General features: G+C 70.4%; 12 protein-coding genes. 3 read left to right on the forward strand and 9 right to left on the reverse strand.

Translation table 11 applies throughout. The features are described from left to right. Positions 1-5: 5 nt before the first annotated feature. Positions 6-1,265 carry a cytochrome P450 gene (locus TR33_RS14260; RefSeq protein WP_017535008.1) on the forward strand — a complete coding sequence of 420 codons (1,260 nt, stop codon included), beginning with the start codon at positions 6-8 and terminating at the stop codon, positions 1,263-1,265. Positions 1,266-1,322: 57 nt separating this feature from the next. On the opposite strand, the gene TR33_RS14265 is transcribed toward TR33_RS14260, so the two are convergent. From TR33_RS14265 to TR33_RS14275, 3 genes are all read right to left on the reverse strand, one after another. After that, a complete protein-coding gene (locus TR33_RS14265; protein ID WP_017535009.1) occupies positions 1,323-2,564 on the reverse strand; it encodes a cytochrome P450 in 1,242 nt (413 codons plus the stop codon). 115 nt (positions 2,565-2,679) lie between these two features. Next, the gene (locus TR33_RS14270) at positions 2,680-3,006 is read right to left on the reverse strand and encodes a GNAT family N-acetyltransferase (protein WP_017535010.1); all 327 of its coding nucleotides are present in this window, start codon (positions 3,004-3,006) and stop codon (positions 2,680-2,682) included. A gap of 60 nt (positions 3,007-3,066) precedes the next feature. Then, entirely contained in the window at positions 3,067-3,411 is a 345-nt protein-coding gene (locus tag TR33_RS14275; RefSeq protein WP_017535011.1) for a UBP-type zinc finger domain-containing protein, read from the reverse strand. Positions 3,412-3,563: 152 nt separating this feature from the next. Between TR33_RS14275 and TR33_RS14280 the strand changes: the two genes are divergently transcribed. Further along, positions 3,564-4,328 (forward strand): enoyl-CoA hydratase/isomerase family protein, encoded by a 765-nt coding sequence (locus tag TR33_RS14280; protein ID WP_017535012.1) that lies wholly within the window; start codon positions 3,564-3,566, stop codon positions 4,326-4,328. Positions 4,329-4,685: 357 nt separating this feature from the next. Here TR33_RS14280 and TR33_RS27260 read toward each other — a convergent pair whose 3' ends face one another. Together TR33_RS27260 and TR33_RS14290 are read right to left on the reverse strand one after the other, a co-directional pair. Then, positions 4,686-4,817: a putative transporter small subunit gene (locus TR33_RS27260; RefSeq protein ID WP_014909044.1), complete on the reverse strand. Its 132-nt coding sequence runs from the start codon at positions 4,815-4,817 to the stop codon at positions 4,686-4,688. 2 nt (positions 4,818-4,819) lie between these two features. Continuing rightward, positions 4,820-6,511 carry a sodium:solute symporter family protein gene (locus TR33_RS14290; protein WP_234305846.1) on the reverse strand — a complete coding sequence of 564 codons (1,692 nt, stop codon included), beginning with the start codon at positions 6,509-6,511 and terminating at the stop codon, positions 4,820-4,822. Positions 6,512-6,861: 350 nt separating this feature from the next. Between TR33_RS14290 and TR33_RS14295 the strand changes: the two genes are divergently transcribed. After that, positions 6,862-8,193, forward strand: a complete 1,332-nt coding sequence (locus TR33_RS14295) for a hypothetical protein (protein ID WP_017535014.1) — start codon at positions 6,862-6,864, stop codon at positions 8,191-8,193. 12 nt (positions 8,194-8,205) lie between these two features. Here the strand turns inward: TR33_RS14295 and TR33_RS14300 are convergent, their stop codons facing one another. From TR33_RS14300 to TR33_RS14315, 4 genes are all read right to left on the reverse strand, one after another. Further along, positions 8,206-9,018 (reverse strand): transporter substrate-binding domain-containing protein, encoded by an 813-nt coding sequence (locus TR33_RS14300; protein ID WP_017535015.1) that lies wholly within the window; start codon positions 9,016-9,018, stop codon positions 8,206-8,208. 167 nt (positions 9,019-9,185) lie between these two features. Further along, entirely contained in the window at positions 9,186-11,123 is a 1,938-nt protein-coding gene (locus TR33_RS14305; RefSeq protein WP_017535016.1) for an ABC transporter permease/substrate-binding protein, read from the reverse strand. Continuing rightward, positions 11,113-12,639 (reverse strand): sugar ABC transporter ATP-binding protein, encoded by a 1,527-nt coding sequence (locus tag TR33_RS14310; RefSeq protein ID WP_017535017.1) that lies wholly within the window; start codon positions 12,637-12,639, stop codon positions 11,113-11,115. Before TR33_RS14310 ends, TR33_RS14305 begins: the two co-directional genes overlap by 11 nt. Further along, positions 12,632-13,660 (reverse strand): LacI family DNA-binding transcriptional regulator, encoded by a 1,029-nt coding sequence (locus TR33_RS14315; RefSeq protein ID WP_014912817.1) that lies wholly within the window; start codon positions 13,658-13,660, stop codon positions 12,632-12,634. The genes TR33_RS14310 and TR33_RS14315 overlap by 8 nt, the downstream gene beginning before the upstream one ends. Positions 13,661-14,001: the final 341 nt, after the last annotated feature.

A 14,001-nucleotide genomic window follows, 5' to 3' on the forward strand; every position in this document is an offset into this window, starting at 1 on the left:
CCGACGTGAACGACGACACGGGGGTCGTATCCCCCGGGACGGAGCCCGCGCGTTCGTCCCCCGACCACGAGCACGCCATGCGCCTGTACGGTCCCGAGATCGCGAGGGAACCCGAGGCGCTCTACGAGGAGATGCGCCGCAGGTTCGGTCCGGTGGCGCCCGTCCTCCTCGACGGGGACGTCCCGGCCTGGTTCGTCCTCGGCTACCGGGAACTGCACCACGTCACCCGCAGCCCCGAACGGTTCGCCCGCGACTGTCGGCGGTGGAACCTCTGGGAGAGCGTCGACGACGACTGGCCGCTGATGCCGTACGTGATGTGGACCCCCTCGGTGACGTTCACCGAAGGGGCCGAACACCGGAGGCGGATCGACGCGGTCGGCGACGCCTTGGGCGCCGTCCATCGGGCCGACCTGAACGCCCTGTGCCGTCAGGTCTCGGACATGCTCGTCGACCGGTTCGCCGGGGACGGGAGGGCCGACCTGATCGACCGGTACGCCCACCGGATCCCGGCCGAGGTGGTCGCCCGCCTGTACGGGATCCCGGAACAGGAGGTGCCCGACCTGGTCCAGGACGTCCTGGTCTCCCTGGACGTGACGCCGGAGGCGCCCCGCGCCCACCGCAGGCTCCGGGAACGCATGGTCCGGATGGTCATGGAACGGCGCGCCGACCCGAGGAACGACGTGCCCTCCCGCCTGCTGGCGCACGAGGCCGAGCTCACCGACGAGGAGGCCGTCGTCGACCTGCTCGTGGTCCTGACGGCGGCCCAGGCGCCCACCGGCGACTGGATCGGCAACACCCTGCGCCTCATGCTGCTCGACGGCGACTTCTCGCTCACCCTGCGAGGGGGACGCGGCAGCGTCGGCGAGGCGCTCAACGAGGTGCTGTGGAAGGACACCCCCACCCAGAACATCATCGGCCGCTGGGCGGTTCAAGCCTGTGAACTGGGAGGACGTAGGATCGAACGGGGGGATCTGCTGGTGTTGGGGCCTGCCGCCGCCCACTGCGACCCGCGCCTGGAGACCGGGGAGCCGCACGTCCACACCACGAACCGGGCCCAGATGTCGTTCGGCGCGGGCGAGCACGGCTGCCCCTTCCCGGCGCCGATGATCGCGGAGACGATCGCCCGCGTCGCGGTGGAGACCCTCCTGGACCGGCTGCCCGACGTGCGTCTCGCGGTGCCCTCGGAGGAGCTCCGTCGGCGCCCCTCGGTGTGGATGCGCGGCCTCCACGAACTCCCCGTGCTCTTCTCCCCGACCGGCCGCTGAGCCGCCCGGAGCCCTCGCGCGGCCCGTCCGGGGCCGGGCCGCGCGAGTCGAATCCGGTCAGTCGGCGCGGCGAGCGCGGGGGACCGGGGAGAACTCCAACGGCAGGGCCTCGAGCCCCCGGGTGAACAGCCCTCGCTCGACCGGCGCCGCGCCCTCGGCCGGGCGCAGGTCGGGCATGGCGTCGAGCAGGTCGTCGACGGCCACCCGGACCTCGGCCTCGGCCAGGAGGGCGCCCACACAGAAGTGCCGCCCCAGGGCGAAGGAGAGGTGCTCGGCCGCGGCCGAGAAGGACGTGGCCTCCGACAGCTCCTCCCGGAACAGGTCGAAGGCGTCGGGGTCGGCGAAGCGTTCGGGGTCGCGGTTGGCCGACCCGATCAGACAGGTGACGGTGGCGCCCCGGGGCACCGTTCCACCGTCGAACTCCACGTCCCGGGTGGCCTGACGCATGATCATCTGCACCGGCGGGGTGTAGCGCAGGGACTCGGCGAGGGCGCGGGGCACCAGCGAACGATCCTCGCGCAGGGCGGCCAGCTGTTCGGGATGGGCGATCAGGTTGGCGAACAGGGAGGACAGGGCCTTGTCGGTGGTCTCCCCGCCGGCGGCCAGAAGGAGGCTACAGAACGCCTTGATCTCCTCGTCGGTCATCCGGGTGCCGTCGACCTCGGCCAGGCAGAGCCGGGAGAGCAGGTCGTCGCCGGGGTCGTTCCGCCGCTCCCGGATGATCGGCAGCATGTACGCGGCCAGCTCGTCGTGGGTGCGCAGCCCGGCGGCGGTCACCTCGGGGTCCTGGGACAGGTTGCCGAGGAAGGCGATGATCGAGGTGTACCACTCGTGGAAGCGGTCGTGGTCGGCCCGGTCCAGACCCAGGATGTCCACGATGACGTTCACGGGGAACCGTGTCGCGTACTGGGAGACCAGGTCCACGCGCCCGGTGTCGCGGAAGGCGTCGACGAGCTCACGGCTGTTGCGTTCGATCACCGGCAGGAAGCGTTCGCTCAGGTCCCGCCCCCGGAAGGCGGGCGCGACCAGGGCCCGACGTACCGCGTGCTCACGACCGTCGAGCTGGAGGATGGTGCGCCCGTGGACCGGCTCCAACTGCCAGGCGTAGTTCTCGGTGGAGAACGCCCCCTCCCGGTCCTGGAACACACGGCGGACGTCGGCGTAACGGGACAGCACGTAACCGGAGGTGGGCTCGTGCCACAGCAGCGGGGCGTGCTCGCGCAGGAGCGCGTAGGCGGAGTAGGGGTCGTCGTGGAACTCGGGGGAGAGCAGATCCGGGATGTCGTGGGCGGTGGTCATGCGGGCACGCTCCGGTATCGAAGGGGAGGGTCACCCCCACGGTAGGGACGACCCGGCCCGTGATCCACTCCCGGCCCGCCGAGGGGCGGCCCGGGGACGGGCCCCGGGCCGGCGGTCAGTACTGGGAGGTCCGGACGATCTCCAGGATCTCGGGTGTCACCGGCTCCAGGGCGTCGTCGAAATCGTGATGCCGATCCACGTAACCGTGCACGTAGGGGCAGACCGGAACGATCCGCATCCCCAGCCCCCGCGTGTGGTCCAGAGCGCGCTCCACGAGCGTCCGGGCCAGTCCGCGCCCGGCGAAACGGTCCTCGATCTCGGTGTGGAAGAAGATGCGTCGGTTCCCCGCGTCCACGTACCGGGTGAACCCGGCGACCTCGCCGCCGTCGGTGATCGTGTACCTGTCGCCCGCGTCGGCGACGGTGGGCTGTGCGTCCGTCATGGCACCACTATGCCCGTTCACCCCGCCGGGGCCGAGCGAAGGGGACGGCGGGTCGCCCCCTCAACCGCCGGCCCGGTTCGTCCAGTCGGGCGGCAACCGGTCGGCCGGGCCCGGTACCGACTGGCTCTCCGGGTGGGAGGTCGGCGGGGCCAGCTCCGGTCCCCGGCCCACCGCCTCGGTGCGGAAGTCGTAGAACCATTCCTCGCCGGGCTCGAAGCTCTGGACGATCGGATGGCCGGTCCTGCGGAAGTGCATGGTCCCGTGCCGACCGGGAGAACTGTCGCAACAGCCCACGTGACCACAGGCGGCGCAGCGACGCAGATGCACCCACCAGCCGCCCTGCTCCGTGCACTCCTGGCAGCCGTTCCCGCTGGGCGGCACGGTCGGATCGATCTCGTTGCTCATGGCGTCACGTTAACCAGGGGGCACCCGGCGGGAACGGACCGCGCCCACTCCGGGCGCGTCATCCGTGGACCGCCGCCGGGCCGATGAGGGCGGCCCGATACCCTCGTGGCCGTCCACCCCCCGTCTCCGGCCCGAACCCCTGGAAGGCGCCCATGAGCGAGGAGCTGTCCGTCCACGTCGACGATCACGTCGGCGTCGTGGAGGTCCACCGTCCGCCCGACAACCACTTCTCCCTCGACGTGCTCACCGAGCTCGCCGACACCGTCGAGAGGCTGGTCGCCGACGGCGTCCGGGCCCTGGTCCTGTGCTCGGAGGGAAAGAATTTCTGCGCCGGTGTGGACTTCGCCTCGGGCGGGGTGGGCGACAGCCCCGTGCACACGCTCAGCGCCATCTACGGTCAGGGCCTGCGCCTGTACTCGCTTCCGGTCCCGGTGATCGCCGCCGTCCAGGGCGCCGCCGTGGGCGGGGGACTCGGCCTGGCCTGCTCCGCGGACTTCCGTGTGGCCTCTCCCGGAACCCGCTTCCACGCCAACTTCGGCCGCCTCGGACTGCACCAGGGGTTCGGGCTGAGCGTCTCCCTGCCCCGGATCGTGGGCGCCCAGAAGGCCGCCGACATGCTCTACACCGCCCGTCGGGTCCCCGGCGAGGAGGCGTACGCCATCGGGTTGGCCGACCTCCTGGTCGAGGACGGCGCGGTCCGCGAGGCGGCTCTGGAGTACGCCCATCGGATCGCCGCCTCCGCTCCGCTCGCGGTGCGTTCGATGAAGGCGACCATGCGCGCCGGGTTGCTCGCCGAGCTGCCCGCCGCCCTGGAACGGGAGATCGTCGAGCAGACCCGCCTGTTGGCGACCGAGGACAGCGAGGCCGGAGTGGCCGCCTCCCTCGCCCGTGTCGATCCGGTCTTCACCGGAGAGTGAGGATCCGGTCCGCTCCATGAGACGCGGGCGCGTGAATTCCTCGAATATCCACGGGCGGATACGTTCGCGGTTCCGGACGGCGGCTCCTATTTCGCGCGCCGTCCGGCGTTCGATCGTGGCGGAAATCCGTGCGGAGAAAGCGGAGAACGGACCACTTCGATCACCGAGGGTGATTATGCGAATGTTCCGGGGAACCACGCGCTTTCTCGGGGTATTCGTCGTCGACTTCGGCGACAAGCCGATCGTGACGGGCGGTGGAGCCGGGGGAGGGGGTGACCGCGAGCGGCCCCCGGCCGACCGTCCCGGTCCGGGACGGACGATCCCGCGTACGTCGCCCCGTCGGGGCCGGGCACGGGATCAGATGAGCGGACGGCCCTCCTTGCGGGCCTCCTTCACGTCCTTGGCGAACCCGCGGACGATCGCCACGAGGACGCCGGCCACGAGGACCGGCCAGATGAGGACGTAGGCGGTGAGAATGGTCGCCGACATGATCAGTTCCCTTCGTTCTTCGTGGTGGTGGGCGCGGGCTCGTCCGTGTTCTCGTTGGCCTGCGTTCGCGGGTCGAGGCCACCGTCGTCGAAGTCCCCGGTGACCCGCTTGATGGTCTCGAAGTCGAAGTCCGCCTTGGAGCGCACCGACAGCGCCCAGCAGACGAGGAACGAGACCGCGTAGGCGACCAGGGAGCCGGAGAGCACCGCGTAGTCGCGGAGGAAGTCGAAACCGAACGGCAGGGTCGCCACGGTCGCGACCACGCCCACCCAGACCGCCGCCTTACGGCCGAAGAAACCGAAGGCCATGATGCCCAGCACCACGCCCACGCCCACGATCGCCAGGGCCTCGACGAGGACGGCCCAGACCCCGGTGAGCGCGATGAACTCGAACCGCACCGGCAGGAACATCGCGAGCGCGGCGAGCACCGAGACGGTGAAGGCGAGGTTGGTGACCTTCTTCCAGTAGAAGGAGGCGATGACGGGGAAGACGAGGCAGCCCCACAGCGCGCCCACGAACACGAGCAGGTCGAGGATGTTGAACCTCGCCGTCGCGAAGTACAGGGCGACGCCCGTCGCGACGACCATGGTGGCGCGGCCGATCAGCAGCATCGTCCTCGGGTTCGCCTTCTCGCGACCCACGGACTGGCCGTAGACGTCGGCCATGACGATCGAGCTCAGCGCCGCGAGGTCGGAGTCCGCGGTGGAGGACAGGGAGCCGATGATCATGAGGAAGGCCAGCCCCAGCAGGAGCAGCGGCAGGTATTCGGCGGCCATCTGCGGGAGCAGGTTGTTCACGTCTCCGTCGAGCGGCTGCACGCCCAGGTAGAGGGCCATGACGCCGACCATGCCCGCGCCGATCACGGTGGCGCCGTAGCCCACGGTCGCGGTGACGAAGGTGGGCTTGATCAGGTCCTCGCGCACCGCGAAGAGCCGCTGGGCGATGGTCTGGTTGCCGATCGCGTAGGCCAGCACCGCGGCGATGTAGGGCGCGCCCTGGTTCATGAACGCGTCCGAGGAGAAGAAGCTCTCCTGCTGCGGGGTGACGTTGCCCATGGCGCGGCCGGCCTCGAACATCTCGGAGCCGCCGGCGGCGAAGAAGATGACCGGGATGACGATCGCGGCGGCGCCGAGCATCGCCACGACCTGCACGAAGTCGGTCAGCACGGAGGCGCGGAAGCCGGACCAGAGGGTGTAGAGCAGCACGCCTCCGGCGACGATGGCGATGCCCGCGCCGAAGCTCAGCGGGGAGAGCATCGCGATGATCGCCCCGCCCGCGATGAAGTTCGACGTCAGGGAGATGACGGAGCCGAGGACGTTGGATCCGGCGAGCATGAGCTGCGAGGAACGACCGTGACGGGCGTACATGACCTCGGCCAGCGTGTGCGCCTTGGGCGCGACGGCGCGGATCCGTTTACCGAAGGGGTAGATGAAGAGGATCATCAGCGCGCCCCAGAGCCCGTAGTGGATGGGCCCGGCCACACCGTAGGTGTAGCCCGCGGTGGCCGAGGCGTACATCGAGGACGCCCAGATCCAGGTGGCGGTCATGGAGGCGGCGGAGATACCGAAGCCGATCCGGTTGCCGGCGGTCATGTAGCCGTCGGCGCTCTCCTTGCGCTTGGAAATCGCGACGGACATCCACATGGTGCCGCCGTAGAAGAGGAGAAGAAGGGCGAGCACGCCGGGCGTGCCCAACTGCGTGAGGGTGGATTCTTCAGAAAATGACTGCACTTAGTTTTCGATCTGTAGGGGACAGGACGGGTCGGTGCTCTCGCTCTGAGGGCGCGTTCCCATTCGGAGGGAATTGGGCGACCGTTCAGGAGAGCACGACAACTATGGGATGTTTCCATACAAAATCGCCGAAATCCAATGCGCGCTCACCGTAGAGCCCCTGGGTACGGCCTTGCGGGCCGCCGGAAGCGCGTGCGGCAGGGGGATCCGCGGGGCCGGCCGACCCGGTCCGACGGTCGCGGGGTCGGCCCCCTGGGAGCGGCTCCGACCTGGCACGAGGCGCCGTTGTCGTACCGTGCGGGCAGAGTGTGGGCATGGCACGCACTCTTCCCCTCACCCTGCCCGGCTCCCTCCTGCTGTCCGACATGGACGGTCCGGGCGCCTACTCCGGCGTCGAACACGTGTGCATGGACGTCTCCCCGAAGGGCGACCGGTACCTGCTGACCCGGATCCGCCAGATCTCCGCCGGCAGGAAGGAGGGGATGTGCGCCCACCTGATCTCCCGGTTCCGCCCCGACGGAGGGCTCGCCGGCAGACTCGGCCTCCACCTGTCCCGAGGGGTGGGAGAGCGGGAGACGTTGGGCGGGCTACCGACGACCATCGACGATCTGTGCGTCCTGCCCGACGGCTCCCTGGCCTTGACCGCCGCTCAAGGGGAGGTCTTCCTGGTCGACGCCGAGCTGCGGGGGACGATCGGCTCCTGGGGAGGGGACCGGTCCACCTCCTGGGACGAATGGGACGTCTCCGAACACCTGAGGGGCGGCTTCGCCACGCTGATCCGCACCACCCCTGCCGGGCGGCTCCTGTGCGTGGTCCCGGAACGGGAGGCCGGCGGGATGGGGACGCGACCCAACCTGATCGGGTTGGCCGAAGACCCCCTCACCGCCGAGGAACGGCCGACCGTAAGGATCATCAAGGCGTTGGTCGTCCCGGGGGACGGCCCGTTCACCGGGAAATGGGTCGCGGACGAGGGATCACCGCGCCTCCCCCACACGATCCACGACGGGGCACCGGCCGGACCGGGCAACCGCCCCACCCCGAGCCTCCTGACCGAGGTCCGGGACCGGGGCTGCGGCGGCGTCTGGTCTCTGTCGCCCCGCCGCGCCGATTTCCACTACGAGGCCTATCGGGTCCTCGCCGAGGACCGCTTCGTCATCCCCCTCTTCGAGAGCCCCCGACCCGACCGGTGGAGCTCCTACAGCTACGCCCTGATCGACGACCGAGGCACCCTGATCGGCGAACTGGAGAGCCCGGGGCGGGGAGACTCCTCCCCGATCCCGGGCGAGCACTACGCCGTCGTCACCGACCCGGCCCGAGGCCGCGCCTATCACGTCAACCATTCCGGCCTGTACATGTGGGACGCCGACGGTCGGCTGCTCGCCAGGCTGCCCACGACCGAGAAGGCCTACAAGGGGCTGCGGCACCTGAAGCCGATGGCCTGCGCCCCCGACGGCACCCTGATCCTGATCCGGCCCGAGCACGGCCTCATGCTCGACATCGAGATCCCGGACGACCTCGCCGACCTCGGCCCCGTCGTCGCCGAGGCCCTGGCCGACCACAACCGTCGACGCAACCGGCTCAAGAAGGAGTGGAAGCCCGTCGATTGGCGCTGGGTCGAAAACGAGGCGCCCCTCACCCATCTGTGAGAGGCGCCCGGCTCACAGCTCCACGTCGGGGCCGAACCAGGGCTCGACCGCCTCGTCCCAGGTCCCGTCGTGGAGGGCGATGTTCAACCACTGGTCGACGTAGTGCTTCATCACCTCGTCGCCTCGGGGCAGCATGAACGCCTTCTCGAAGTAGTCGAAGGGCTCCTCCGGATGGACGGCGCACAGCTCCTCGTACTCGTTGGCCACCCAGAGCGTCTCGGAGGCGTCGGTGGTCATGACGTCGGCGTTGCCCGCCACGATCTCGTCGAAGACGGTGTTGTTGTCGTGCCGGATGAGCGTGCCCTCCGGGTAGTGCTCCTCGGCGAAGATCTCGTTGGTGCCGCCGCTGGGCATGATCGAACGGACCCCGGGCCGGTTGATCTGCTCGATCGTCCGATAGTCGTCGACGTTCTCGCACAGGGTGATGGGGGTCTTGCCGTCCTCCATCACCGGCGCGGAGAAGTACACCTGACGGGAGCGGTCGGTACTGATCGAGATGCCGCCCACCGCGATGTCGCAGTCGGCGAGGAAGTCCTCCATCAGGTCGTCCCAGCTCGTCTGGACCCACTCGACCTCCACACCCAGGTCGTCGGCCAGATCGCGCGCCATGTCCACGTCGATGCCGACGAACTCGTCGGTCTCCGGGTCGAGATAGGTGAAGGGACGGTAGTCGCCGGTCGTGCACACCCGGATCACGCCCGTGTCCAGGACCCGGTCCAGACGGCTCTCGTCGGCGGCCTCCCCGGAGGGTTCCGCGTTCGGGGAGGCGCAACCCGCGAGGAGGGACACCGACAACAGGGGGACGACGAGGGCGCGTGGTCTCACGGGGGCTCCGAACGTTCTCACCGGACCCCGGGGCGAGGGAGGGGACCGGTCCGGGTGTGGCCCGGGTCATGCTAATCAGGGTGCGACGGCCTGACAACGGTGTGTCCACACCCTGGACACACCGCGGGCCCCGCCCTGGTGGGCGGGGCCCGCGACGGGAGACGACGTCAGGAGAAGTCGTCGACGTTCTCCTCGGTGACGACCTCCACCGGCACCTTCACGGTCTCCTCGATCCGCTCACCCTCGATCACGGCGATCGCGTTGCGCACGGCGGCCCGACCCAGCTCGGCCGGCCGCTGGGCGATGGTGGCGTAGAGGACGCCCTCACCGACCGCGTCGACTCCCTCGGGGGTGCCGTCGAAGCCGATCACCACGGCCTCCTTCCCCGCGGAGGAGAGCGCCGCGGCCGCGCCCAGGGCCATCTCGTCGTTCTCCGCGAAGACACCGTCCACGTCGCCGTTGCTCTGCAACATGTTGGTCATCACGTCCAGACCGCGCGAACGATCGAAGTCCGCGGGCTGCTGCGAGACGACCTCGATGTCGGGGAACTCGGCGATCCCCTCGGCGAAACCGGACCCGCGCTCACGGCTGGCGGAGGTGCCGGGGGTGCCCTGGAGCACCACGATCCGACCCTCCTCACCGAGCGCGTCGGCCATCACCCGGGCCGCCTCACGACCGCCCTCGACGTTGTCGGAGGCGACCAGGGTCTCCACCTCGGCGCCCTCGACACCGCGGTCGGCGGCGATCACCGGGATGTCGGCGTTGTTGGCGCCGCGCACCGGGGGGCCGGAGGCGTCGGAGTCCACCGGGTTGAGCACCATGGCGTCGACACCGGTGCTGATGAAGTTCTGGATCTGGTCGGCCTGCTGCGAGGCGTCGTCCTGGGCGTCGGTGACGATCAGGTTCACCCCGGCCTCGTCCGCCTCCTCCTGCGCGCCGTCGCGCATCTGGAGGAAGAACGGGTTGTTGAGCGTCGACAGCGACATCCCCACCCGGGGACCGTCGGAGGAGGAGTTCGGGACCAGGAAGGACAGCGCCCCCACGACCAGCGCGGTGACCGCGGCCGCGAGCGCGAGACGGACCCCGCGTCGACCACCGCCGACACCCGGACCGCCCGCGCCCGGACCACCGCCCGCGCCACCGGAACGGCGGCGCAGCGTGTCGAACAGGACGGCGAGCGCGATGACCACACCGATCACGACCTGCTGCCAGAACGCCGAGACCGAGAGCAGGTTGAGGCCGTTGCGCAGCACCGCGAGGATCAGCGCGCCGATCAGGGTGCCCAGGGCGGTGCCCACACCCCCGGCGAGGCTGGCGCCGCCGATGACGACGGCGGCGATCGCGTCGAGCTCGTAACCCTGGGCCGCCTGCGGCTGGGCCGAGGCCAGACGGGCCGCCAGGATGACACCGGCGACGGCCGCGAACAGACCCGAGAGCGCGTAGATGCCCAGCTTCTGCCGCTCGACCCGGATCCCGGACAGGCGGGCCGCCTCCTCGTTGCCGCCGATCGCGTACATCGCGCGCCCGGTGAAGGTCCGGCGCAGGATCACGGCGGTGACCAGACCCATCAAGAGCATGATCAGCACGGGGACGGGGAACCACCCGCCGAGGGAGTCGCCCAGACGGGCCACCGGGTCCGGCAGCGCGATCGGGCTGCCCTCGGAGATCACCAGGGAGAGCCCGCGTCCGATGGAGAGCATCGCCAGAGTGGCGATGAACGGCGGAAGCTTGCCGTAGGCGATCAGGGCCCCGTTGACCAGACCGCAGGCGGTACCCGTGGCGGCGGCCAACACCACGGCCAGCCAGATCGGCACCCCGTCGATCGCGGCGAGGAAGGCCAGCGCCGTCGCCGACAACGCCGCCACCGACCCCACCGACAGGTCGATCCCGCCGGAGATGATGACGAAGGTGACGCCGAAGGCCAGGACCGCGATGACGGCCGCCTGGACACCGACGTTCAGAAGGTTCTGCGCGGTCAGGAAGTCGCCGGAGAGCAGCGACATGACCACGACCAGGACGGCCAGCGCGGTCAGGGCCCCGTTCTCCAACAGGAAACGGCCGACGACGGACCGGGCGCCGCCGCTCTTTGCTGTGTCAGTGGCCATTCCGGCCCTCCACTACGTTCTCTTCGGGGTCGGTGGCGACGGCCAGGGACATCACGGCGTCCTGTGTGGCCTCCTCTGCGGAGAGCTCACCGGTGACGCGGCCCTGGGCCATGACGAGGATCCGGTCGCTCATCCCCAGGACCTCGGGGAGGTCGCTGGAGATCATCAGGACCGCGTGACCGGAGGCGGTCAGTTCGTTGACGAGACGGTAGATCTCGACCTTGGCGCCGGCGTCGACGCCCCGGGTCGGCTCGTCGAGGATCAGCACCTTGGAGTCGGCGAGCAGCCACTTGCCGATGACGACCTTCTGCTGGTTGCCGCCCGAGAGCGTGCGCACGTGCTGGTCGATGCCGGACATACGGACACCGAGTTCGCCGGCGATCCGCCGGGCCGAGGCCCGCTGCCCGGCCAGGTCCACGAACCCGACCCGGCTGGTCGGGCCGAGGGTGACCAGGCCCAGGTTCTCCTCTACCGAGGCGTCCAACACCAGGCCCTGGCCCTTGCGGTCCTCGGGCACCAGCCCCAGACCCGCGCCCATGGCCGCGTTCACGTCGCCGCCGGGGATCCGTCGGCCCAGGACCTCGACCGTTCCCGAGTCGTAGGGGTCGGCGCCGAAGACGGCGCGGGCCACCTCGGTGCGTCCGGCGCCGACCAGACCGGCCAGTCCGACGACCTCGCCGGCCCGTACGTCCAGGTCGATGTCGTGAAAACGACCGGCCCGGGTCAGACCCCGCACGCTCAGCAGCGGCTCGCCCGCCTCGGGGCGCTCACGCGGGTACTGCTCCTCGATGTCGCGACCCACCATGAGGCGCACCAGCTCGTCCTGGGGCGTGGACGCCGCCACCCGGTCGATCGAACGGCCGTCGCGCAGTACCGTCACACGGTCGCCGAGCGCGGCGATCTCCTCCAGGTGGTGGGTGATGAAGACGATGCCCACGCCCTCGTCGCGCAGCCTTCGGGCGATCGCGAAGAGCCGCTCGACCTCCTCGGTGGTCAGCACGGCCGTGGGCTCGTCCATGATGAGGATCCCGGCGTCCAGACTGAGCGCCTTGGCGATCTCCACCATCTGGAGTTGGGCGATACCGAGACCGCGGACCTTGGCGCGCGGGGACACGTCCACGCCCACCCGGTCCAACAGCAGGGCCGCCTCGGCCTCCATGCGGCGATGGTCGATGAGCCCGAAACGTCGAGGCTGACGTCCCAGGAAGATGTTCTCGGCCACCGTCACGTCGGGGACCAGGTTGAACTCCTGGTAGATGGTGGCGATGCCCAGCCGCGCGGCGTCCTGGGCGTCACGGATGACCACCTCCTCGCCCCTGACCAGTACACGCCCCCGGTCGGGGCGATGGGCACCGGAGAGCACCTTGATGAGGGTGCTCTTGCCGGCCCCGTTCTCGCCCAGGAGGACGTGCACCTCGCCGCGACGGAGGTCGAAGTCGACCTCGTCGAGGGCGACCACCCCGGGAAAGGCCTTGCGCACCCCCTCGATGCGCAGCAGTTCGTCCGGACTACTCACGTGCGGCTCCTCCGCTCGGGGTTCGGGGATCGGGCTCGCCGCAGGAGCGGCGTACGACGAGATGGGCGGGCAGGACCGTGGAGGAGGCGGCCCCGCCCTCGACGAGGTCGGCCAACGCCCGTACGGCCACCCGTCCCAGCTCCGCCGTGGGCTGGGAGATCGTCGTGATCGGCGGATCGGTGTGCGAGAACCACGGGATGTCGTCGAAGGCGGCCAGACCGATGTCGTGGGGCACGCGCAGGCCGCGCTCCCCGATCGCGTCGAGGGCGCCCAACGCCATGAGGTTGTCGGTGGCGAAGACGACGTCGGGGCGTTCGGGCAGGTCCAGGAAGCGTTCCGTGGCCAGCCGACCGCTTTCGACCTGGAAGTCGCCGCGGCCGATGTAGGACTCCGGCAGGGGGATCCCGTGCGCGGCCAGGGTCTCGCGGAAGGCGTCCACCCGCTCGCGTCCGGTGGTCGTGGCGGTCGGACCGGTGATGATGGCGAGCCTGCGATGACCGAGCGAGCACAGGTGGTCGACCAGGTCCCGGATCGCGCCGCGCCCGTCGGAACGCACCACGGGGACGTCGACCCCGGGGATCCAACGGTCGACGAAGACCACCGGGGTGGGGCCCGAGGCCGCCTCCAGGGTCCTGGGGGAGTGGCCGTCGGCGGGGGAGACGAGAAGACCGTCGATCCGGCGCTCCAGCAGGTTGCGGACGTGGTGGTCCTCCAGGTCGGCCCGCTCGTCGGCGTTGCCGATGATGACGCTGTAGCCCAGCGCCCGGGCCTCCTCCTCCACGGACCTGGCCAACTCGGTGAAGTAGGGGTTGAGGACGTCGCTGATGACCAGGCCGATCGTGCCGGTCCGGTGGGTGCGCAGTGAACGCGCCACGACGTTGGGGCGGTAGCCGAGGGCGTCGGCGGCGGCGAGGACCCGCTCACGGGCCGCGTCGCTGACGGACGGGTTCCCGTTGAGCGCCCGGGACACCGTGGCCACGGACAGTCCCGCGGCCTCGGCGACGTCCTTGATACCCACCATCGCGTCCCCCACCTCCTTCGTGCGTTCCAGGGCGGCACCGTCGAGAACGGTGCGTGTAAACGTTTACATGATAGGAAACGACAACACCAGGGGTGCGGGGCACAGAAGTTCACAGGAGTGCCGGAGAGAGCGCCGGGCCGGTGGGTACGGGCTTTCCGGTGCCGATGTGCTTCCGGTCACATTCCTCCGGGGGTGGGGGAGGCTCCCCCTCTCGCCTCACCGGTACCGCGGCCGGGATCGACTCGCCCAGGCACGCTGCGTGCCGCCCGACCTGCGACGTCGTATCCTGACCGGGCCCGCCCTCGACCCCCGCGACCGGCGTCACGACCCCTGGGCGGAGC

The organism is Nocardiopsis alba, assembly GCF_000710955.1.
GTDB lineage: Bacteria > Actinomycetota > Actinomycetes > Streptosporangiales > Streptosporangiaceae > Nocardiopsis > Nocardiopsis alba.